The following is a 23105-nucleotide window of genomic DNA, read 5'->3' as shown; positions in this document are numbered from 1 at the left end:
GCAATGAGCTATCTACAAGAAATGGGTATCCAAGAGTGGCATTTGGTGCACCCAGAAAGATTAGAGAACTATCAAGCACCTGGCATTGAGCTACCAGATACCTGCTTGTTATTGCTTGTATCACCTGAAAAGCCAGAAGGTCAGTTGGCTGAGATGTTTGAGCGTGTACTCAAGAGTATGAAGCTCGAGTTGTCTCAAGCTATGTATTTAGAGCCTGAGCTATTATCTCAGCTTTCCAAGCATCAACTTAAATGGGTTTGGTATTCGGGTTGTAGCGAAAGCAACGCAGATACCCTAGCTGAACTGAACAAACTTACCTCGCCATTGTTGAAAGAAGTGGATGGCAACAATCAACTCAAGCGTGAGCTTTGGCAGCAAATCTGTCTCTATAACTAGATTGTAAAAAGCGAACTCTACAAAAGCAGAATCAACGAAAGCGTATTCACATGCAGTTTGAACCTTTAGCACCACACCATCTCGATGCCGTTTGGCGAATTGAGCAAGCGGCACATTCTCACCCTTGGGCAGAATCCATGATTCGGGACGTCAATAGCCGCGGCGCTTGTCACTATGTTTTGACTTTAGAACAAGTAGTTGTTGGTTATTTCTATGCCCAGAATATTGTTGGCGAAGTAACTTTGTTGAATATAGCGGTAGATCCAGCTCAACAAGGTAAAGGCTTGGGTAAGGCTTTAATTGAGCACTTTTTAGAGGTATGCCAAAACGCGAAAGCAGAGAGTGCATGGCTAGAAGTACGTGAGAGCAATCAGACAGCATTTGGTTTATACGAATGGGTTGGTTTTAATGAAGTGGATCGTCGCCGCAACTATTATCCGACTAAAAGCGGTAAAGAGGATGCGATAATCATGAGTTACCTCTTTTTCTAACTTTAGAAATGACAGCAATTTCTGTATAATCCGCACACAAATTTTAAGGGCAGTATTATTACTGCCCTTTTTACGCTTTAGATCAGTAAAGGGCGGTTATGTCTTTCCAACAAGAAGTTGGCAAACGTAGAACGTTTGCAATTATCTCTCACCCGGATGCGGGTAAAACCACCATCACAGAAAAAGTACTTTTATTCGGAAACGCGATTCAAAAAGCGGGTACGGTGAAAGGTCGTGGCTCAGCACAGCATGCGAAGTCGGACTGGATGGAGATGGAAAAAGAGCGTGGTATCTCGGTAACAACGTCGGTTATGCAGTTCCCATACAATGACTGTCTAGTAAACCTACTTGATACTCCTGGACACGAAGACTTCTCGGAAGATACTTACCGTACTCTTACTGCTGTTGACTCATGTTTGATGGTTATCGATGCTGCAAAAGGTGTCGAGGATCGTACGCGTAAGCTAATGGAAGTAACACGTTTACGTGATACGCCAATCGTTACCTTCATGAACAAATTGGACCGTGATGTACGTGACCCAATGGAAGTTCTAGACGAAGTAGAAAGCGAACTGGGTATGGCGTGTGCGCCAATCTCTTGGCCTATCGGTTGTGGTAAAGAGTTTAAAGGTGTGTATCACATCCACCGTGATGAAACGATTCTGTATGAATCTGGTCACGGTCACGAGATCCAAGAAGTGCGTATCATCAAAGGTCTAGACAATCCAGAGCTTGATGAGAAAGTCGGTGCAGACCTAGCAGAAAGCGTGCGTGAAGAGCTAGAACTAGTGATGGGCGCGTGTCCTGAGTTCGATCTAGACCTATTCCTAGCGGGCGAGCTAACGCCAGTTTACTTCGGTACTGCACTGGGTAACTTCGGTGTTGACCACATGCTTGACGGCCTGACGAAATGGGCTCCAGCGCCGAAGACTCGTCAAGCGGTAGAGCGTGATGTTGAAGCGACAGAAGAAGACTTCTCTGGTTTCGTATTCAAGATCCAAGCGAACATGGATCCGAAACACCGTGACCGTATTGCTTTCATGCGTATCGTTTCCGGTACCTACAAGCAAGGCATGAAGATGAACCACGTTCGTACTGGTAAAAAGGTCAGCATCTCCGATGCGGTTACCTTTATGGCGGGCGACCGTGCGCGTGCAGAAAACGCCTATGCGGGTGACATCATAGGCCTACACAACCACGGTACTATCCAGATTGGTGATACCTTCACTCAAGGTGAAGCACTGAAATTCTCTGGTATTCCAAACTTCGCACCGGAACTGTTCCGTCGTATTCGCCTAAAAGATCCCTTGAAGCAGAAGCAGCTGCTAAAAGGTCTGGTCCAGCTTTCTGAAGAAGGTGCGGTACAGGTATTCCGCCCGCTACAAAACAACGACTTAATTGTAGGTGCGGTTGGTGTGCTTCAGTTTGATGTGGTTGTGGCTCGTCTAAAAGCAGAATACAACGTAGAAGCAATCTACGAAGGCGTTAACGTAGCAACAGCACGTTGGGTTGAGTGTGACGATGCGAAGAAGCTCGAAGAGTTCAAACGTAAGAACCAGTCAAACCTAGCGCTTGATGGTGGTGATAACCTATCTTACATCGCACCGACTATGGTGAACCTGAACCTAGCGCAAGAGCGTTTCCCAGATGTTGAGTTTAGAGCAACTCGCGAACACTAATCTTCGTCGTACTTGGGGTGACTACTGCGTTAACAGCACAAATTCACCCCAATCACATAGTGGACTATGCTCATGGGGCTGAATTTGCTTGTTGCCTTGTTCTAACCCCAATTACTTAGAAGATATGCTGTAATTTTAAAGCCGGACGCATTTTGCGTTCGGCTTTTTTGTTACTCTCGAGTTGTGATAGTGCACAGGAGGGGGACTGATGAAATGGTTGAAACGGGTTATTGCGCGTTATGATGCATGGTGTGAAGAGCTAGGATTAACGCCTGACAAAAAGCGTTCTTGTGTCCCTTACAAAGCAGAACCCACAACCAAATCAGCAGATGACAAGAAAGTAGAAACTGAAAGAGAGCTAACTAAGTAATTGTAATTAGGTGTGTATATTGAGGTTCGCCGCGTTTTGCGGGAATCTTTTTTGGTACACTTATGTCTATTACCTTTGAGGGAGCCTCCAATGTTTGACCTGAATTTAGTGAAGCCTTTTCTCTCTGTCTATCAGTTCAACTCCATCACCAAAGCGGCGGAAGCATTAGAGTTAACCCAACCGGCTGTCAGTGCAGCAATCAAGCGTTTCGAAAAAATTGTTGGCTATCCACTATTTGTTCGAGTCGGACGCGCGATTGAACCGACTTCTATGGCTCACAAATTGGCTCGACAGCTAGGTGAAGCATTGGAGCTGATGGAAGGTGCGGTATCGACCAAGCGTGACTTTACTGTTTACACCCCAGCTAATTTATTGCACAAGCTGCCAATGATGGATGGGGTACTGCTCATTGAAGCTCCGGTCTCAGTGGATGATATTGTTGAAGATATTCGCATGAACCGAGTCGACCTAGTGATTGATGCAGGTATTCCCAAGCAAGCTAGCTTGGCGTTTGAAAAAGCAACAACAGATAGAATCATTTTTATTACCGACCCTGAGATGAGTGATTATCCAGAAAAGCTCTCTATGGAGGCATTTTTAGAGGGCAAGCACATTACGTTGAAGCTCTTGCGCCAAGACGTCCCTATTGTTGATTTTTTATCGGAGAAAGCCTTCAATCGAGATGTTGCTATCGAGGTAAGAAACGTCACCAATTTATTGTTGGCATTGAAAGGAACGAGTTATATCGCTGCTTTACCTAAAACAATGACGCACCTGGCCAAAGGTATGGGCTTTAAAATCCACGAACCACCCTTTGAATTGCGCCCCGTTGAATTTGAGTTGGTCTTCCACAAAAAGTATCAAACCAACGGCCAGCATCAAGCGTTGCGGGATATGATTCGTGGGTATTTGAATAGTTAAAAGTCGAACGCTAAGCCGAATTCTACAAAATTGTTGTCAGAATATTCTAGGTCGAATGTGTAAGTTACAGATGGCTTAAGGTATTTGAGGTTCAGAAACATAGCAACTTCATGGTAATGGTGGTTAAACCTATCTTTGTTTTTGTAATGTCCAGAATCTATACCTAGAATCGGATAATCGTTTTTGACGTACAAGTTACGCGAATCTTTTGTAACGCCAATTTCGTGATTGAATTTATATAAAATGTCTACGTATTTAACAGGGCTCCATAGTGTGCCGATACCATAGTCAAATGTATCAGCTATGTTGAACTGAACTTTACTAGCTGCATTATCAAACTCAGAATCTTTATCCATGAAGTTGTAGTTTAGTTCAGCTAGAAGAGTCCATTGCTCGTGAATGAGTTTTGCTGCAAAGATCCCTGTATTAATTTCATGCTCACTGACTTTTAAGTTGTTCTCCGTGTAATAAGTATCCCCTTGCCAAAATGAGTACCCTAAACCTGCTTGCCAATAATCCCGGGTATCAACTTCACCAAAAATACGAAACTGATCAGTGAGCTGGTAGTTAATATCTAACGTTGCAACTGTTTTATCATTATCTGGGCTTTGAGAAAGACTGACTGAGAAGATATCAGTAAAGCGTTCAATAGATTCGATTAAGGTGTCGTTGGCAATAGATTGAAAAGAGAGTAGCGGTGTAGCGAGTAGAAGAAGGCGTTTCATATCTTTAAATCCTGAAGCGCTTTCCATAGCAAAGAGTGGGTGGTAAATAAAACCCGGCAATAGAAATTACCGGGTTTAGTCTTTTTAATTAGTGATTGGCTTAGCCACGTAAGCGTTGTTGAATTGCTGATTTCGCTTTTTGTAGTTTAGTTGGGTTAATATTTTGTAGCTTGCTGCGGTCAATGTTAGAACCATCGAAAACATGGTCGTGATTCTTAGTTTGTACACGTAAACCATTCTCTACTTTTGAAACCGTTGCTACCCATTGACCATTACCCTTGACTAAAGCGAATTGGTCAGAAGAAATATCGCCTTCAACTTTTAGTAGAGTTTTCTCAAAATCACCATTACCTATGAACACAAGCTCGCCATCTTTACGCTGAACCGTACCTACCCACTCACTGGTATTTTCATCAATGATGTGGATTTCACCGTTAACGATCTTAATGGTAAGGTCACGCTCTTCCATCTCTGGGCGGTCATCGCCGAATTCAGGAGCCCAACGTGGGGTATCATCAACTTCCAAGTCTGGGTGCTCAGGAGAAGTAGGTAAATTTGGGCGAGGGCTGTTAACTACAATTGTTCCATTCTTGCCTGTAAGCTCAAAACCATTGTCTACGCGCTCAATCGTTGCCACCCACTCAGCGTTGCCTTTAACGATAGCTGCAGTGCCATCGGCTTCTAAATCGCCTTCAACTTTAAGTAGAGTTTTATTGAAGTCACCGTTGCCGATGAACACAAGCTCGCCATCTTTACGCTGAACCGTACCTACCCACTCACTGGTGTTTTCATCAATGATGTGGATTTCACCGTTAACGATCTTAACGGTAAGGTCACGCTCTTCCATCTCTGGGCGGTCATCACCAAATTCAGGAGCCTCGACTTCAGGGTGCTCAACTTGGTCTACCCAGTAGATCGTGTCTCCATTGATGCCTAGCGTAAGTTTTTGGTCATCGACAGTAATCGTAGCTGTTCCGTTACCATTATCTACAACATTTTCGGCATCAACGTGAATGCTCTCACCTGCTACTGTTAGTACATAGCCACTGTTATCACCTTCCCAGGTGCCTAAGTCATCCATAGCCAATGAATCTAGTGGAAGAGCCGGTGGAGTGTCGTTGCCATCGCTGTTACTAGAAGTAGACGAAGAACTCAATAGGCCCGCCACCAAGGTAGCAGATGCTGCGCCTACTGCAGCCCAAGTTCCATTTGCTTGTTTTTCGTAGTTCACGTCATCCAAAGTGGCAGTTGTACCAGCTACAGCGTTTGCATGTTGTGCATTGAGCTGAGCTTGAACAGACGCATCAACAAAACCCATTTGATCTGTGATTAGCTGGTTAGTATGTGAGTTAGCTAGTTCGACATCAACTTTAGGTGTTGATGCAATAGCGTGAGCAGATAGCAGCGAAGATATGGTAACGGCTAGGATAGAAGCTTTCATTTGAGTTCTCATCTTAATAAGTTGGGGCATCTTGCGAGGTGTGTGCCTCCTGGCTGATGAGGGTATTATTGGATTTGTATGACTTTACAACAATAAAGCCAGCTAGTGTTTTCTAATAAATTCTATTTATATATTTGACCAAATTTAAGGCTTGATAGGTTGTTATTTGATATTTGTATGACTAGCTTCTGTGTTTTTATTTATGCTTTTGGTGTGTTTGCCTTCGTAAGGTATATAAAAAAGAGGGTTGATGCTTTCACATCAACCCTCTTCAATAAGCTCTCTAGCTCTCTAGCTCTCTAGCTCTCTAGCTCTCTAGCTCTCTAGTTTTCTAGTTTTCTAGTTTTCTAGCTCTTACTCACGCTCTTTGCTGTAAGGAACACCAATTGCTTTTGGTGCAATGGCCTTACCAATAAAGCCAGCAAGTAGGAATACCGTTAGTACGTAAGGAATCGCTTCGATTGCTTGTACTGGGATAGGGAAGTCACCAATTGAAACACCCTGTAGACGAATTGCTAATGCATCTAGGAAACCAAACAGCAGACATGCACCCATAGCAGTGAATGGACGCCACTTACCAAAGATAAGGGCAGCAAGTGCCATATAGCCTTTACCTGCACTCATGTTTGGAATGAACTGAGCGGTTTGAGCTACAGAAAGGTAAACACCGCCAATACCCACAAGCACACCACAAATCGCAACGGCTGCGTAGCGCATACCTGTTACAGAGATACCCGCCGTATCAACTGCATTTGGTGATTCACCTACTGCGCGAAGGCGTAAGCCAAAGCGGGTGCGGAACATCAAGAACCAAGCTGCAGGAACGATGAATACCACTAGGTAGACAATAAACGAGTGACCGCTGATAAGTTCTGAGTAAAGAAGGCCAAGTACAGGCACATCAGCAAGCGCGTCAGCACCAGGGAAGGTGATTGGTGCGAAGCGCGCATCACCAGAAAGTGCCGGTGTTTGACCACCTTGATGGAACCAGTGACGACCTAAGGTCACTGTTAAACCTGCTGCTAGGATGTTGATAGCCATACCACTCACAACTTGGTCACCACGGTGTGTGATAGACGCAAAGCCGTGAAGTAGCGCAAGCAGAACAGAGATACCGACACCAGCAAATAGGCCAGCAAATGCCGAACCTGTTACGTGCGCTGTCGCAGCGCCAGCAAACGCCGCAGCCAGAAGCTTACCTTCAAGTGCAATGTTTACGATACCTGCACGTTCACAGAACATACCTGCAAGTGAAGCCAAAATTAGCGGAGTTGCAACACGTAGGGTTGCATCCAGCATAAGGATAATCGTTTCAAACATGATTATGCTGCTCCTTGTGCAGGTTTAGCGAAGAACTTGAGGTAAGTTCGTTCTAGAGATGGGCGGAACATGTGCTCAAGTGCACCAGAGAACAAGATAACTAGGCCTTGCAATACAACAACGATGTTGCGGTCAACACCGTATTCAAAGCTTAGTTCGGCACCACCCTGATATAGGAAGCCGAACAGTAAACTTGCCAGTAGAACACCGATAGGGTGGTTACGGCCCATAAGCGCTACCGCGATACCTGTAAAGCCAAAGCCTTCAACGAAGTTCAGCTTGATCTGGTGAAGCTCACCTTGAAGTACGTTAAGCCCGAAGAAGCCTGCCAGCATGCCCGAAATAAGCATAGTGATTACAATCACCTTCACGTACTTGATACCCGCATAACCAGCTGCAGATGGGTTTGAGCCAACAGAGCGGATCTCATAACCCCAGCGAGAATGCCAGATAAACAGCCATACAAATACACAGCAAAGTAGAGCGAAGAAGAAGCTCAAGTTCAGTGGGCTTGCTGCCATCTCAATGCCAAATATACTTAGTACATCGTGCATTTTTGGTAGCCAGCTGCTTACTGCGAATACACGGCTTTCTGTCGCCATCGTGCCTTCTGGCTTCAATACATCAACCAGCAGGTATGCCATCAAAGAAGAAGCAATAAAGTTGAACATAATGGTGGTGATTACGATGTGTGAACCGCGTTTTGCTTGAAGGTAAGCTGGGATAAATGCCCAAGCAGCACCAAAGAGACCACCTACGATGATCGCTACAGGGAACACAATGTACCAAGGAGCGAATTCACCCAATGTTAGACAGATTAAGCCAACACCTAGCCCACCAATGTAAGCTTGGCCTTCACCACCGATGTTAAATAGGCCAGCGTGAAACGCCACAGCAACAGCAAGACCGGTAAAGATAAAGCCGGTTGCGTAATAAAGTGTGTAGCCAAAGCCTTCAGCGTAGCCGAATGCACCTGTCCACATCACTTTTGCCGCATCAATAGGGTTGATATCGATGTACATAAACAGCAAAGCTGAAACTAGAAAGGCAACCAGTACGTTAATCGCAGGCAGTAATGCCACGGTTACCCAAGCAGGGACTTTTGCCTGACTCATGCCACGTCCTCTTGAGTTGTATTATCTTGTTGAGTTGGGTTCTTGAGGTGATCTGGCATGATGTTCGCCATCATTAGACCTAGTGTCTTCTCATCAGCTTGCTTGGCGGAAACCTCACCAACGATGGCACCATCAAACACCACTAAAATTCGATCAGAAAGGGCTAGAATCTCATCAAGCTCTACCGATACGAGTAGTACTGCTTTATCGGCATCACGAGCAGCAATGACTTGCTGGTGGATGTATTCAATAGCACCGATGTCCACACCGCGAGTCGGTTGACCGATCAGAATAACATCAGGGTCTTGCTCCATCTCACGAGCGATGACCAGTTTCTGCTGGTTACCACCAGAGAAGTTTGCTGTCTTTAGGTTAGTGTCGTTTGGGCGAACGTCCCACTTATCCATACTGGTTTGACAGGCTTCTTCAATCGCTTTCTTGTCTTGGAGCAAGCCTTTATTGTATTCAGGCTTGTTGTGGTAGCCCAGAATATAAGCTTCTTTCGCTTCAAATTTGTTAATAAGGCCTTGTTTATGACGGTCTTCTGGGATGTGTCCTACGCCGTTAGCACGTACCTGTTGCGGGCATAGATTAGATTCTGGTGTGATTGTCTTTCCGTTGAGCTCGATAGAACCAGAATGTGGTGTCAAAATACCAGAAAGTAAGCCAAGAAGTTCGGATTGACCATTGCCAGATACACCGGCAATACCCACAACTTCACCTTGGCGTACAGAGAAGTTTGCTGATTTAACACGCTCAACGCCAGCGTCATCAAAGTAGCTTAGGTCATTGACTTTAATCAGCTCTTTCTTCGGTGAAGAGGCTTGCTTTTCAACCTTCAAACGAACCTTGCGGCCAACCATCAGTTCAGCAAGCTGTTCTTTATCGGTTTCAGCAGTGACGACGTGTTCAACCATTGCACCTTGGCGCATGACAGATACGTTATCGGTAATCGCAAGGACTTCACGCAGTTTGTGCGTGATGATCATGATCGTTGTACCTTGAGCGCGCAGTTTATCAAGAATTTTGAATAGGTGGTCTGCTTCTTGTGGTGTCAATACACCCGTTGGTTCATCAAGAATCAGGATCTTCGCACCACGATACAGGGCTTTTAGGATCTCTACGCGTTGTTGGAGGCCAACAGGTAGGTTACCCACCACTTCATCAAGAGGTACTTCTAGGCCGTAGTCTTCAGCAAGCGCCTTTAGTTTCTTACGTGCTGCACGTAGGCTCTCATTTAGTTTCCAACCATCTTCAGCACCAAGAACGATGTTCTCCAGAACGGTGAAGGTTTCAACTAACATGAAGTGCTGGTGAACCATACCAATGCCTGCTGAAATCGCTTCTTGCGAGTTTGCTGGCTTATAAGGTTGATGGTTTACGAGCATTTCACCAGAGTCGGCATGATAAAAGCCGTAGATGATACTCATTAGAGTGGATTTACCAGCACCATTTTCACCGATAATACCGTGAATTGTGCCAGCAGGAACTTTTAGATCGATAGCACGGTTGGCGTGTACGGCACCAAAACGCTTGTCAATCTGCTGGAGCTCAATGGCAAATTGTTGTGTCGGATTCACTAAGTTTGTCCTGCATAGTTAACGAAGACGCCGCTGTACCAAGACAGCGGCGTAATAAAATTAAGATAGAGAAGCTATCTTATTATTAGTATTCACATTTGTTGTTAGACATGTAGTCGTGAACTGAAATCTTACCAGCGATGATGTCTGCTTCTAGACCCGCTAGGTAAGTCTTCATTTCTTCAGTGATAAGCTCTTTGTTGTTCTCATCAAGAGCCCACTCAACTGCACCTTCTTTAAGGCCTAGAGATTTGATACCTGCAGTCCAAGTACCTGCTTCTGCATCTTCCCAAGTCGCGTAAGCTGCTACGCCTACTTTCTTAACCATAGAAGTTAGCATTGTGCCTGGTTGTAGGTGGTTTTGGTTTGAGTCAACACCGATAGCGAATTTACCCGCATCTTTTGCTGCTTGGTAAACACCTAGACCAGTACCACCTGCAGCTGCGTAGATTACGTCAACGCCTTTAGAGAACTGAGATTTTGCAAGCTCAGAACCTTTTGCTGGGTCAGCAAATGCCGCTGGAGTAGAACCTGTCATGTTTAGGAATGTTTCTACAGATGGGTTTGCGTATTTCGCACCTTGCTGGTAACCACACTCAAACTTACGGATTAGTGGGATATCCATACCACCAACGAAACCAACTTTACCTGTTGCAGAAGCTTTCGCTGCTAGCGCACCAACAAGGAAAGAACCTTCGTGCTCTTTAAATACAACAGACTGTACGTTCGGTAGGTCAACCACTGAGTCAATGATTGTGAATTGTGCATCTGGGAATTCTTTTGCTACTTTTTCAACAGCAGAAGAGAAGTTGAAGCCAACAGCAACGATTGGGCTGAAGCCACGGCTTGCTAGACGACGAAGACCTTGCTCACGCTGTGCTTCGTTTTGTGGTTCAAACTCACGAACTTTAACGCCTTTGTCAGCGTTGTATTTCTTAACGCCATTTTGGAATACAGCTTCGTTAAAAGACTTGTCAAATTTACCTGCTGTATCGTAAACCACTGCTGGTTTTGCTGCTAGAGCACTGAAAGAAGATACTGCTAGCGCTAGCGTAGAAAGTTTTAGAATAGTTTTTTTCACGGTCGTTTCCCTATGTTGTTTTTTAGTCCAAGACTGTGTTGTGTTTAGTTCAAGACTGTCAACATTGAATCATTGTGTCGAAATTATGCAAAGCGGTGAGGCTACTACATGAGGTCATCCGCATAGATGATTGGACATTTTATCGTTTGCTTAGCAAAAAAAAAACCATTTCATCGTTTGCGTATGTGTCTTAGATCAAGAGTTGACAATAAAAATGTCAAAAAACTAAAGTCTAGACAGGACGGGGGCTGTAGCGTGTTTCTGCTTGCAATCGATTACATCGTGTTAATATCTTTTGAGAAGAATATGGTGGTTATTAGATGCTTGTTATTGGTGTGATGAGTAAATGCTCTAAATGTGTTTCTCGAATGAACATGATTTATAAAAAGGTGGGAAGAAAATGCAGTACGTAATGATTGATAGCCACTGCCATCTCGATTTAATCAAAGCCCCTCTTTCAACACAAAAGGTAATAGATGACGCCGCGCAATTGGGGGTAGATAAAATACTCGTTCCTGGAATCTCTCCATCAAATTGGCAACAAGTTGAGTTGCTCTCCCGGCAGAATGAAAGTGTTTATTATGCATTGGGATGCCACCCTATGTATCTCTCTGCTGATATCTCCTCTTCACTTCGTCGATTAGAGCTAGCGTTAGATAATCGAAATGAGCGATGTGTTGCGGTTGGAGAGTGCGGTTTAGACTTTTATAAAGGAAGAGAAGATGCGGATCTGCAACTAGAATACCTAGTTAAGCAACTCAAGCTTGCGAACCAACATTTATTGCCAGTGATCTTACACTGCCGAAAAGCACACCAAGATCTGGTGAAAGTACTCAAAGCAAACAAACCGATAAAAGGTGGTGTGCTTCATGGCTTCACTGGGAGTTATCAGCAAGCGATGGAGTACGTCAAACTGGGCCTCAAAATTGGGGTAGGAGGTTCTATTACTTACCCTCGAGCAAGCAAGACCAGGCAAGCAATCAGCCAGTTGCCACTTGATTCTTTGGTTTTAGAAACGGATGCACCAGACATGCCGTTAAATGGCAAACAAGGCTCACAAAATGAACCAAAATTCATAAAATTGGTGCTAAATGAATTGATATTGCTAAGAAATGAGGGTGAGCAAACGGTTGCCCTAAAAGTCCATTATAACGCAAGCTCGGTGTTTGATTTTTGTTAAATAGATCTTTTTTTGATGTAACGTGTAGACTCGGCTAAACGTTTTCTTGTGATGTGTGTCGCATTTTTCTGTGAATGTAATGTGTATTTAACTTCATTGTGTGAGGTGTGTATTACTTTCTATTTGGTGGCGTGCGTATAATCGCCCCGCTTTTTAGCTCCCATTTTGTAACACGCCAAACAAATTAGAAGGAAATCATAAACTATGAGCCTGTTTATGAGCCTGGTTGGTATGATCGTACTTATTGCTATCGCAGTACTACTTTCTGACAACCGCAAAGCTATTAACTTTAGAACTGTCGGTGGCGCATTTGCCATCCAATTCGCACTCGGTGCGTTCGTACTCTACGTTCCTTGGGGACAAGAGATCCTGAAGAGTTTTTCAGATGCTGTATCTAGCGTAATTAACTACGGTGCAGACGGTACGAAATTCCTTTTTGGTAACCTAGTAACATTCTCTGTTGACGGTCTTGGTTTCATCTTCGCATTCCAAGTACTACCAACTCTAATCTTCTTCTCTGCGCTTATCTCGGTTCTTTACTACCTAGGTATCATGCAGTGGGTTATCAAAATTCTAGGTGGTGGTCTTCAGAAAGCCCTAGGTACTTCTCGTGCGGAATCAATGTCTGCAGCGGCTAACATTTTTGTTGGTCAAACAGAAGCACCGCTGGTGGTACGTCCTTTCGTTCCTAAGATGACTCAGTCTGAACTATTCGCAGTAATGTGTGGTGGTCTAGCATCTATCGCAGGTGGTGTACTTGCGGGTTACGCATCAATGGGTGTGCCAATCGAATACCTAGTAGCAGCATCTTTCATGGCGGCTCCAGGTGGTCTTCTATTCGCTAAAATCATCAAGCCAGAAACTGAAGAAGCCATTGATCAGTTAGACGATATCGATGCTGAAGGTGCTGAGAAGCCAGCAAACGTAATCGACGCAGCAGCGGGCGGTGCATCTGCAGGTCTTCAACTAGCGCTTAACGTTGGTGCAATGCTAATCGCATTCATCGGTCTTATCGCTCTAGTGAACGGTATGCTTGGTGGCATCGGTGGCTGGGTTGGTATGCCTGAGCTAAGCCTGGAGATGATCCTTGGTTACATCTTCGCTCCTCTAGCATTCCTACTAGGTGTACCTTGGGAAGAAGCAATCATTGCTGGTGAGTTCATTGGTCTTAAGACTGTAGCGAACGAATTCGTAGCATACGCTGGCTTTGCTCAGTACCTTGGTGATGCAGCTCCAGTTGTACTATCTGAGAAGACTAAAGCAATCATTTCATTTGCTCTATGTGGTTTTGCGAACCTTTCTTCTATCGCAATCCTACTGGGTGGTCTAGGTAGCCTTGCACCAAACCGTCGCGGTGATATCGCACGTATGGGTGTTAAAGCAGTTATCGCGGGTACGCTATCTAACCTAATGGCAGCGACAATCGCTGGTTTCTGCCTAAGCCTAGCGGCACTTTAATTAGGTCTAGTTTTATATAGACGCTATTATAAAAACGCCCCGTAGCCCTCTGTGCTGCGGGGCGTTTTATTTATTTTTCTGTTGAAAAATAAAGCAACTCAGATTTGAATTTCTTAGTTGTAATTATTTTGAGATGCAAACCGTTTGCGTCTTGGTTTGGACTACCGTTTACTGAGAAATACCTATACTGTAAGTACCGTAAGAAAATAGAGTGATAAACATGAACGAAGTGATCTTAGCGACACTTGCCGGATTTGTTGTCGGAATTTTGTTTTCTGCTATCAAGTTGCCGATTCCCGCACCGCCAGTACTTTCTGGTGTCATGGGAATAGTTGGGGTGTATCTTGGTGGCGTGGCTTACCATTGGGTAGTCGAACGATTTTTTAGTTAACGCGAGGATGCGTTAGCAACAAATTTAAACGTTAGTCACGATATCAGCCTGTTATCGTGCCATAGACCAAACTGGTACTGTGCGGCGAAAGGGATATCGATTGATGCAAAGGCATCAAGTCTTCAAGGAACCAAGTCCGTTCATTTGTGGTTATACAAACTTGTATAACGAACTATATGAATATATTGATCGGAGATAGAAATGAGCGATTTAAAAGCAGCAGCTCTACGTGCACTTAAACTTATGGATCTAACTACGCTGAATGATGACGACACAAACGAGAAAGTGATCTCGCTTTGTCACGACGCAAAATCAGCGGTAGGTAACACAGCAGCAATCTGTATTTACCCACGTTTTATCCCTGTTGCTAAGAAAACGCTACGTGAACAAGGTACACCTGAAGTACGTATCGCAACAGTAACTAACTTCCCACACGGTAACGACGATATCGAAATTGCAGTTGCTGAAACGAAAGCAGCGGTTGCTTACGGTGCGGACGAAGTTGACGTGGTATTCCCATACCGTGCTCTTATCGCTGGTAACGAGCAAGTAGGTTTCGACCTAGTGAAAGCTTGTAAAGAAGCATGTGGTGACATCCTTCTTAAAGTGATCATCGAAACGGGTGAACTAAAAGAAGAAGCACTTATCAAGAAAGCTTCTCAAATCTGTATCGAAGCGGGTGCGGATTTCATCAAAACTTCTACAGGTAAAGTGCCAGTAAACGCGACACCAGAATACGCGCGCATGATGCTAGAAGTTATCCGCGATATGGGCGTTGCTGAAACTGTCGGTTTCAAACCAGCAGGTGGCGTACGTACAGCAGAAGATGCAGCAGCTTACCTAGCAATGGCTGACGAAATTCTTGGTGACAACTGGGTTGATGCTCGTCACTACCGTTTCGGTGCTTCAAGCCTACTGACTAACCTTCTTAATACATTAGAAGTGACAGACGAGACTGCTGATCCAGCAGCATACTAAATTCGTCAAGATAGAAGGTCGCTGTGTAGCGACCTCCTAACCTCTCTACTCTACAAACCGAGAAATCGTACTCTCGGGAGGTTACTAATGTCAGTAAAAGCAACTTTTCTTCCTCAAGAAATCATTCGTAAGAAGCGTGACGGCGAAGTCCTAACTGCTGAAGAGATCGACTTCTTCATTCAAGGTGTCGCGAAAAATACCGTTTCTGAAGGCCAAATTGCCGCATTTGCCATGGCAATCTTCTTTAATGAAATGACAATGCCAGAGCGTATCGCACTGACTTGTGCAATGCGCGATTCAGGCATGGTGATTGACTGGAGCCACAAAAACTTCGGTGGCCCAATTGTCGATAAACATTCAACTGGTGGCGTTGGTGACGTAACCTCACTTATGCTTGGCCCTATGGTGGCAGCATGTGGTGGTTTTGTACCTATGATCTCTGGTCGTGGTCTTGGTCACACCGGTGGCACGCTAGACAAGCTTGAGTCGATTCCTGGCTACAACATCACACCAACGAACGACGTATTTGGTGATGTAACCAAAGACGCAGGTGTGGCGATTATCGGCCAGACTGGCGATCTTGCACCTGCTGATAAGCGTGTGTATGCGACTCGCGATATCACAGCAACAGTAGATAATATCTCGCTAATCACAGCCTCAATTCTATCGAAGAAGCTAGCGGCGGGCCTTGAGTCTCTCGTAATGGATGTAAAAGTGGGCTCTGGCGCATTTATGCCAACTTACGAAGCGTCTGAAGATCTTGCGAAATCAATCGTTGCAGTAGCAAACGGCGCGGGTACTAAGACGACGGCAATTCTAACGGATATGAACCAAGTGCTTGCTTCGTCGGCTGGTAATGCCGTTGAGGTTCGTGAGGCGGTTCAGTTTCTAACGGGCGAATACCGCAATCCACGCCTTCTTGAGGTGACGATTGCTTCATGTGCGGAAATGTTGGTGCTGGGCAAGCTTGCTGACAACACTGAAGGTGCTCGTGCGAAATTAATGACCGTTCTAGATAACGGTAAAGCGGCAGAGTGCTTTGGTAAGATGGTCGCAGGACTAGGCGGTCCGGCAGACTTCGTAGAAAACTACGATAATTACTTAGATAAAGCCGAGATTGTTAAGCCAGTTTACGCGGATGAATCTGGTGTGGTATCCGCGATGGATACCCGTGCTATCGGCATGGCAGTCGTTGCTATGGGCGGTGGTCGTCGAGTTGCAACCGATGAGATTGACTACGCGGTTGGTTTCGACCAATTTATCCGCTTAGGCGAACAAGCTTCCACAGAGAAGCCCCTTGCTGTGATTCACGCTCGAAATGAAGCGCAATGGCAAGACGCAGCGAATGCGCTGAAAGCAGCAATTACTGTTGGTGGTGAATACTCGCCAACTCCAGAAGTCTATAAGTTTATTCGTCAAGAAGACCTATAACTCTGAGCAAATTGAATAGCTTAGTTTGATTAAGAATGTATAGATTGGTCGAGTGGGTTAAATCTCTCGGCCAATTAGAGGGAAAGAAAGATGAAAAGAGCGTTTATTTTAGTTTTAGACTCATTCGGAATTGGTGCTGCAGGTGATGCAGACAAGTTCGGAGATGTGGGTTCAGATACTATGGGTCACATTGCTGAGCAGTGTGATAAAGGCCTAGCAGACAATGAAAACCGCCAAGGTGCAATGAAGCTACCTAACCTATCTAAACTTGGTTTGGCAATGGCACATAAAGAGTCGACGGGTAGCTTTGCTGCTGGTTTTTCTGATGATGTAGAGATCATCGGCGCTTATGGCCACGCGGCTGAACTTTCATCGGGTAAGGATACTCCATCAGGTCACTGGGAAATTGCAGGTGTGCCGGTTCTATTTGATTGGGGCTACTTTACTGACAAAGAGAACAGCTTCCCGAAAGAGCTGACAGACCGCATTCTAGAACGTGCAGACCTAAATGGTTTCTTGGGTAACTGTCACTCGTCTGGTACTGAGATTTTAGATAATCTTGGCGAAGAACATATGAAGACAGGCCTACCTATCTTCTATACCTCTGCTGATTCAGTATTCCAAATCGCGTGTCATGAAGAAACCTTTGGTCTAGAGCGCCTACTCGATCTGTGCCAAATTGCACGTGAAGAGCTTGAAGACTACAACATTGGTCGTGTAATCGCGCGTCCGTTCGTTGGTCCAGGTAAAGGTCAATTTGAGCGCACGGGTAACCGTCGTGATCTATCAGTTGAGCCACCATCAGCAACCGTGCTGCAAAAGTTGGTTGACGAGAAGAGCGGTCAAGTTCACTCGATCGGTAAGATTTCTGATATCTACGCAGGTTGTGGTATCACTAAGAAGACCAAAGCAACGGGTATCCCAGCACTGTTTGAAGCAACTAAAGAAGCGATTGCTGAAGCAGGTGATAACACTATCGTCTTCACCAATTTCGTAGATTTCGACTCAGCTTATGGTCACCGTCGTGACGTTGCAGGTTATGCTGCTGCTCTTGAGTACTTTGATGGTCGTATCAACGAAGTCGTCGAAATGATGAAAGAAGACGATATCTTGATCCTGACAGCTGACCACGGTTGTGACCCAACATGGCCTGGTAGCGATCATACTCGTGAGCATATCCCTGTTATCGTATATGGCAACAAGGTTCCAGCGGGTTCTCTAGGTCGCCGTGATAGCTTTGCAGATATTGGCCAAACCTTAGCAGAGTACTTTGGTACGTCTGATATGGAATATGGTAAGAGCTTTCTATAAGCTGATTTAACGGTTTATTTTGGTGAGAGCTTAGGTAGTGAATTCTTAGGTTCTTACCTGAAAACAGTAAAGAAATGGCGTGATATATTGCGCCAACAACACAACAAAGGAATTAAAAAATGGCAACTCCTCATATCAACGCAGAAATGGGCGCTTTCGCAGACGTAGTACTTATGCCGGGTGACCCGCTACGTGCTAAATACATCGCAGAAACTTTCCTAGACGACGTTGTTCAGGTGTGTGACGTTCGTAACATGTTTGGTTACACAGGTACTTACAAAGGCCGTAAGATCTCAGTTATGGGCCACGGTATGGGTATCCCATCATGTTCAATCTACGTAACTGAGCTAATCAAAGATTTCGGTGTTAAGAAGATCATCCGTGTTGGTAGCTGTGGTGCTGTAAACGAAGACATCAAGGTACGTGATGTAGTGATCGGTATGGGTGCATGTACGGACTCTAAAGTGAACCGCATTCGCTTCAAGGGCCATGATTTCGCGGCAATTGCAGACTACAAAATGGTTAAAGCTGCAGAAGAAGCAGCAAAAGCTCGCGGTATCGACGTAAAAGTCGGTAACCTATTCTCTGCTGAGCTGTTCTACACGCCAGATCCAGAAATGTTCGACGTAATGGACAAGTACGGTATCGTAGGTGTTGAAATGGAAGCTGCAGGCATCTACGGCGTTGCTGCTGAGTACGGTGCAAAAGCGCTAGCTATCTGTACTGTATCTGACCACATCAAAACAGGTGAGCAAACGACTTCTGAAGAGCGTGCTACGACGTTCAACGAGATGATGGAAATCGCTCTAGATTCAGTTCTTCTAGGTGATGAAGAGTAATCGCTAGAACTTGAGTTGCGAGATCGCTTCGCTGCTGGAAAGGTAGAGAACTAGATTCTTTCTAACATACGAAATAGGGGTTGACGTGTAAGCGTCAACCCCTATTTTTCTCTAGCTCTCTAGCTCTCTAGCTCTCTAGCTCTCTAGCTCTCTAGCTCTTACATATCTTTCAACAACTGATTTTCGCCACGTGTTCTGTGGGCAATCTTCTTCTTGCGTAGTAATAGCGTAATCAGCACGCCACTGATAAAACTCATCAGTATCATCACAATCATGTAGCGATCGCTCTTACGATAATGATGGTCAGAGATAGACGTTACCTTTCCTGTTTCAAATGTCACGCGTACATAGCCTACTAGGCTCGAATCTCTGTAGATAGGCTCGACAAGTTGCTGCTTACCAATGGAAGCAGTAGAAAGCGGTGTATCTAATCCTAATACCTCACGAGCAGTTAACGCGTTACTGCTTGAGGCTAAACGAACCCCTTCGGCATCATAAATAGTGGCATCGAATACGAGTCTGTCTTGTGCAAGTTGATTGGTTAGGTGTAGTAAGCGCTCTTGATCTTGGGTTGCAATGCTATTGCTAGCAGAGAGTGCCGCTTGGGTAATGAGTACCTTGGTAAGCGTTTCAAGCTGACGTGCTTGAATGGTTTCATTTCCCTTGCTGATCACTTGGCTATTATTAGCAATAGTGAAAAACATCACCATAAGGAGGATGGCCGCAAGCGCGCGGGCAAATACTCGTATGGAAAATAAGGACTCTTTCATGGGAAACTCAGTATTTTTATTGTCAATTTCTCTGTGAGTAATATTGAGACTTGCGTTTATAAATTGCAATAGGGTAACGTTTGTCTAATTTGTTTAGGAATATCAACATATGGATTTGAAAAAAACTTTACCGATTCATCGTCACACTTCTTTGTTAAAGCGATTGCCTGAGACTCGTTTCTCAACGCGTTTGGCAAAAGCGAAAGCAAGTTGGGTCGTGTTTGCCGAGTATCTATCGCCACAACACTTTGATGATATCGACTTTTATACCGGGATATACAATCCAGTACTCGATACGTGGAAGGTAGGCCACTATGATGTCGCTTTAATGTCGGGCGAACTGACTTCAGAGCACGAAGAGATCCTTCAAGCATTGCGAATTGATTATGCAAACTTAGCGGACGTACCTGATTTAAGTCAGCCTGGTCTGATTGTGATGGATATGGACTCTACTGCAATTCAGATCGAATGCATTGACGAAATCGCAAAACTGGCCGGTGTGGGCGAAGAGGTTGCTGACGTTACCGAGCGTGCGATGCAAGGAGAGCTAGATTTTGAACAGAGCCTTCGTCAGCGTGTTGCTAAACTAAAAGGTGCCGACGAATCCATTCTTAGCTCAGTGCGTGATGAACTGCTATTCATGCCTGACCTTCAAGAACTTGTGTCTACGCTAAACGCCTTAGGTTGGAAAACCGCCATTGCTTCGGGTGGTTTTACTTACTTCTCTGATTATCTTAAAGAAACATTAGGCCTTGATCATGCACAGTCGAATCAGCTTGAGATTGTTGATGGCAAACTGACGGGTGAAGTGTTGGGAGATGTTGTTTCAGCTCAAACTAAAGCCGATATCCTTCAGTCTTTGGCTGAAGAGTATGATGTCGATGCATATAACACGATCGCAGTCGGCGATGGTGCCAATGACCTTGTTATGATGGATAGTGCTGGTTTAGGTATTGCCTACCACGCTAAACCTAAGGTAGAACAACAAGCTCAAGTCGCCATTCGTTATTCGGGCCTAGGTGGTGTGCTTTGTATCTTATCAGCAGCACTGGCCAAGCAGCAGAAAGTGAGCTGGCAGCGTAAGCCATAGTTTTAATTTAATCGTTATAGATTATTTGGCAAAAGAGTCTCAATAGAGGCTCTTTCTACTAGCTTGCTACCCTAAGGTTTTCTAAAACTGTACTAGGTAAGCTCCAATCGGATCAGTACTTCTTCGGTAATGTCCGTGATCTCACCGTAGCCGATAATATTGGCGATTTCTTTCTCTACATTACGCGCACTGATCATATTAAGTTGAGTCAGGTCGAGAAGATCCTGCTGCAATATCTTAGTAAAGCTATCAAAGACAGGGGCACCCGAAAGACGAAGTACGAAGCATTCGCCAAGCATTCTGGCCTTCTTGATGAACATGATTCGTTCGTTAATCGACTTAAACTCTTGCCTCAATCGAGTGTGAATCGAGTCTATTCGTTCTCCGCTCTTAACCACAGCAACATAAAGCTCATTAAAGCTTGGTTCGGCACCTACAATGCGCTTCATTGGCGTCGCCAACAAGCTATTGGTTTTACCTTTGAACAAAGGTTCTAGGCTGATCCCTTGTGAACCAGAGTATTGCGAGAGCACTTTTAGGTATTCAGGAAGCGGATAGTTAACGCCAATGACATTGGTACTTAAGACCTTATTGTCTTTATGCACAAAGAAAGGCGAAGAAACCATTTTATCAAGTAAGCAGGCATGTAAACTTTGCAGTAGCTCAGGGCTCGGCAAAATTTCTTTCTTCGATTTAAGCTTTTCTTGGTTGTGTTCAATCAGTTTATTGAGGAAAACCGTGGTTTTGACCGTATCACCGCTACTCAAAATTGCTAATTGCAGCGTATGATTGTTGGTTCGGATGACACGATACGGTACCTTAGAAAGTGGTACTGAGCTGTCATAGCGCTGAAGCTCTTTAAAGTGGATCTTAATCTGGTCATCCGCTTTGAAGATGCCCGGTTCATCAAGCTTGAGACTCAACCCATGCTTAGATAGGTCAATAGTATTTCCATTAAAGACCTTCCCTTCCGTTGTCGTTACCGTCAAAGGTGATGTGAACTGATAACGAGGTTCGCGGCGACGAGATTTGTCATCGAAATACATACACAGTGGTTGGGATACGATCTTTCTCGCGTGGCGGAAAGGGTTTATCTCGCTACTAGGCAATCGCGGCCTTTCTGTGAGTAGGTAATCGCTTGCTGAATCTTTACTGCTGATTTCTTGCAGAATACCGCAATGAGTTAATGGCTCATTGATGGAGCGTAGAGCTTCAGTATTTTCTGCGAGTGCTTGGCTCTCACTTTCCGACAATTCAAAAATTTGAATACGGAAAGCTTTCCAGCTGTCTTGACGACTGCCTAAATGCCAAAAAAGTTGGCGCTGCTCAATTGAAGCTTCAGGCAGCATCATAGAGTAGAAGAATTGTCGCTCTTTGTGTTGGTGATTGAATGCATAAATCATATTGCTCGAGTTGCGCATTCCAGGTCGAGTGAGATACTCCATGCGATTCGGGCTAAATAGGTTGGCTATGGTTTGCTGGTTTCGTTCATCCTGCCAGTATTGCCATAAAGGTTGGTTATTGTCAGTCAACATCGCAAGCTTCAGATCTTTGCCGCTAAAAAACAGCGGAAGGTGACACGTATGTTTCAGATAAGCGTGTTCATAGCCTTTAGTACGTGTGCGAATGATTTTATCTTGATTGTCATGTTGACTGCGCTTCGTTTCAGACTGTAGCGACTTTTCGATGGCTTGGTCGATAACCTCTGTCTCGGTCAATTTAAGTGTTCGAATAATACGAACACTTTCACTGAAGTCATCAACTCCGAGAATTCGATATTCGATAGGTTTTGATAGGCCAGGAATGTTGGTTGATTGGCGTAACTCAGTAAAAGAGACAGAAATAACATCACCCAGCTGATACTGGAATGCACTTGGAAGCTTAAATTTGGCACCAGAGCTTGATAAATCAACACTCACACCATGAATGTTGGTTTGGTTGTCGAGAGTTATCTCAACTTGGCTTGCAACCTTGAGGCGATTCTCTTGTCGTTGTAAATGAAAGCCGAGGCGAATGGGTTCAGCAACAAAGGCTGGATCCACTTTCTGTCCTTGAACTTGCGATTGTTTGTTCTTTTGATGCATTACTCGAAAATTGTTTCGAGTATTGGTGAGGATTTGCCAAACGCCTTCAGTAAAACTTCCGTATTTCTGTACGTTCTTATGATAGGCATTTAGTGCTACGTCATCGAACCAGTGAGTCTTACCATCTAGCACATACTCACGAACTTCACCCTGAACTCGACCTCTAAGATCAATAGACTTCTGGCAGGGCGCCATCAGCTTGTTCAGTTCCATTTTCACTAATAGTTTAAGTGAGGCTGGTTCGCCTTCGGTGAGTTGATTGAGCACAAACTCAAAGTCGTCTGAGCGATAGACGGGGATGAGCTTTTCTGTAAGGGATAGAATTTCTGACTGTTGCATGAATTAATTTATAGTTATGGCAAACATTGATAGCTTTGATTTATCGTTGATCGCTTTTATATATATTGGTTATATCGACCAACGAATGGATATCTTTACATATATAGCCACTCTA

The 23105-nt window shown here is 44.6% G+C and carries 21 protein-coding genes; 13 read left to right on the top strand and 8 right to left on the bottom strand.

Features of this window, described 5'->3' with window-relative positions:
• Nucleotides 1–3: 3 nt before the first annotated feature.
• From DPF91_RS15315 to DPF91_RS15300, 5 genes are all read left to right on the top strand, one after another.
• Entirely contained in the window at nt 4–396 is a 393-nt protein-coding gene (locus DPF91_RS15315; protein ID WP_117235303.1) for a DNA polymerase III subunit psi, read from the top strand.
• 50 nt (nt 397–446) lie between these two features.
• Nucleotides 447–887 (top strand): ribosomal protein S18-alanine N-acetyltransferase, encoded by a 441-nt coding sequence (gene rimI / locus DPF91_RS15310; RefSeq protein ID WP_117235302.1) that lies wholly within the window; start codon nt 447–449, stop codon nt 885–887.
• 98 nt (nt 888–985) lie between these two features.
• Entirely contained in the window at nt 986–2566 is a 1581-nt protein-coding gene (prfC, locus tag DPF91_RS15305; protein ID WP_117235301.1) for a peptide chain release factor 3, read from the top strand.
• Between the two features lie 208 nt (nt 2567–2774).
• Nucleotides 2775–2936 carry a DUF5363 family protein gene (locus DPF91_RS22115; protein WP_206355575.1) on the top strand — a complete coding sequence of 54 codons (162 nt, stop codon included), beginning with the start codon at nt 2775–2777 and terminating at the stop codon, nt 2934–2936.
• 90 nt (nt 2937–3026) lie between these two features.
• Complete coding sequence (locus DPF91_RS15300) at nt 3027–3857, top strand: LysR family transcriptional regulator (protein ID WP_117235300.1); 831 nt, start codon at nt 3027–3029, stop codon at nt 3855–3857.
• Here the strand turns inward: DPF91_RS15300 and DPF91_RS15295 are convergent.
• The 6 genes from DPF91_RS15295 to DPF91_RS15270 form a co-directional block, all read right to left on the bottom strand.
• Entirely contained in the window at nt 3854–4582 is a 729-nt protein-coding gene (locus DPF91_RS15295) for a hypothetical protein (RefSeq protein ID WP_117235299.1), read from the bottom strand. The two genes, DPF91_RS15300 and DPF91_RS15295, sit on opposite strands and share 4 nt — an antisense overlap.
• Nucleotides 4583–4682: 100 nt before the next feature.
• Nucleotides 4683–6023, bottom strand: a complete 1341-nt coding sequence (locus DPF91_RS15290; RefSeq protein ID WP_123766766.1) for a hypothetical protein — start codon at nt 6021–6023, stop codon at nt 4683–4685.
• A 354-nt stretch (nt 6024–6377) separates the two neighbouring features.
• Nucleotides 6378–7343, bottom strand: coding sequence for an ABC transporter permease (locus DPF91_RS15285; RefSeq protein ID WP_117235297.1), 966 nt, complete (start codon nt 7341–7343; stop codon nt 6378–6380).
• A 2-nt stretch (nt 7344–7345) separates the two neighbouring features.
• On the bottom strand, nt 7346–8458 hold the full coding sequence (locus DPF91_RS15280) for an ABC transporter permease (protein ID WP_117235296.1): 1113 nt from the start codon (nt 8456–8458) through the stop codon (nt 7346–7348).
• Nucleotides 8455–10038, bottom strand: coding sequence for an ABC transporter ATP-binding protein (locus tag DPF91_RS15275; RefSeq protein WP_117235295.1), 1584 nt, complete (start codon nt 10036–10038; stop codon nt 8455–8457). The genes DPF91_RS15280 and DPF91_RS15275 overlap by 4 nt, the downstream gene beginning before the upstream one ends.
• Nucleotides 10039–10123: 85 nt before the next feature.
• On the bottom strand, nt 10124–11119 hold the full coding sequence (locus tag DPF91_RS15270; protein ID WP_206355574.1) for a BMP family lipoprotein: 996 nt from the start codon (nt 11117–11119) through the stop codon (nt 10124–10126).
• A gap of 400 nt (nt 11120–11519) precedes the next feature.
• On the opposite strand from DPF91_RS15270, the gene DPF91_RS15265 reads away from it, so the two are divergent.
• The 7 genes from DPF91_RS15265 (at nt 11520) to deoD (ending at nt 18707) form a co-directional block, all read left to right on the top strand.
• Entirely contained in the window at nt 11520–12299 is a 780-nt protein-coding gene (locus DPF91_RS15265; protein ID WP_241033839.1) for a TatD family hydrolase, read from the top strand.
• Nucleotides 12300–12503: 204 nt separating this feature from the next.
• A complete protein-coding gene (locus DPF91_RS15260) occupies nt 12504–13757 on the top strand; it encodes a NupC/NupG family nucleoside CNT transporter (RefSeq protein ID WP_117235294.1) in 1254 nt (417 codons plus the stop codon).
• Nucleotides 13758–13977: 220 nt separating this feature from the next.
• Nucleotides 13978–14148 carry a XapX domain-containing protein gene (locus DPF91_RS15255; RefSeq protein ID WP_117235293.1) on the top strand — a complete coding sequence of 57 codons (171 nt, stop codon included), beginning with the start codon at nt 13978–13980 and terminating at the stop codon, nt 14146–14148.
• Nucleotides 14149–14349: 201 nt separating this feature from the next.
• Nucleotides 14350–15126, top strand: coding sequence for a deoxyribose-phosphate aldolase (gene deoC / locus DPF91_RS15250; protein ID WP_117235292.1), 777 nt, complete (start codon nt 14350–14352; stop codon nt 15124–15126).
• An 87-nt stretch (nt 15127–15213) separates the two neighbouring features.
• The gene (gene deoA, locus DPF91_RS15245) at nt 15214–16557 is read left to right on the top strand and encodes a thymidine phosphorylase (protein WP_117235291.1); all 1344 of its coding nucleotides are present in this window, start codon (nt 15214–15216) and stop codon (nt 16555–16557) included.
• A gap of 90 nt (nt 16558–16647) precedes the next feature.
• Entirely contained in the window at nt 16648–17868 is a 1221-nt protein-coding gene (locus DPF91_RS15240; protein ID WP_117235290.1) for a phosphopentomutase, read from the top strand.
• Between the two features lie 119 nt (nt 17869–17987).
• Entirely contained in the window at nt 17988–18707 is a 720-nt protein-coding gene (gene deoD, locus DPF91_RS15235) for a purine-nucleoside phosphorylase (RefSeq protein ID WP_117235289.1), read from the top strand.
• A gap of 158 nt (nt 18708–18865) precedes the next feature.
• On the opposite strand, the gene DPF91_RS15230 is transcribed toward deoD, so the two are convergent.
• Nucleotides 18866–19477 (bottom strand): YtjB family periplasmic protein, encoded by a 612-nt coding sequence (locus DPF91_RS15230; protein ID WP_117235288.1) that lies wholly within the window; start codon nt 19475–19477, stop codon nt 18866–18868.
• Between the two features lie 109 nt (nt 19478–19586).
• Between DPF91_RS15230 and serB the strand changes: the two genes are divergently transcribed.
• On the top strand, nt 19587–20567 hold the full coding sequence (serB, locus tag DPF91_RS15225) for a phosphoserine phosphatase (RefSeq protein WP_117235287.1): 981 nt from the start codon (nt 19587–19589) through the stop codon (nt 20565–20567).
• 92 nt (nt 20568–20659) lie between these two features.
• Here serB and DPF91_RS15220 read toward each other — a convergent pair whose 3' ends face one another.
• Entirely contained in the window at nt 20660–22990 is a 2331-nt protein-coding gene (locus DPF91_RS15220) for a PilZ domain-containing protein (protein ID WP_117235286.1), read from the bottom strand.
• Between the last annotated feature and the right edge of the window lie 115 nt (nt 22991–23105).

It is taken from the genome of Vibrio maerlii, assembly GCF_003415655.1.
GTDB classification, from domain to species: Bacteria; Pseudomonadota; Gammaproteobacteria; order Enterobacterales; family Vibrionaceae; genus Vibrio; species Vibrio maerlii.
This window is presented reverse-complemented; position numbering and strand designations above follow the sequence as displayed.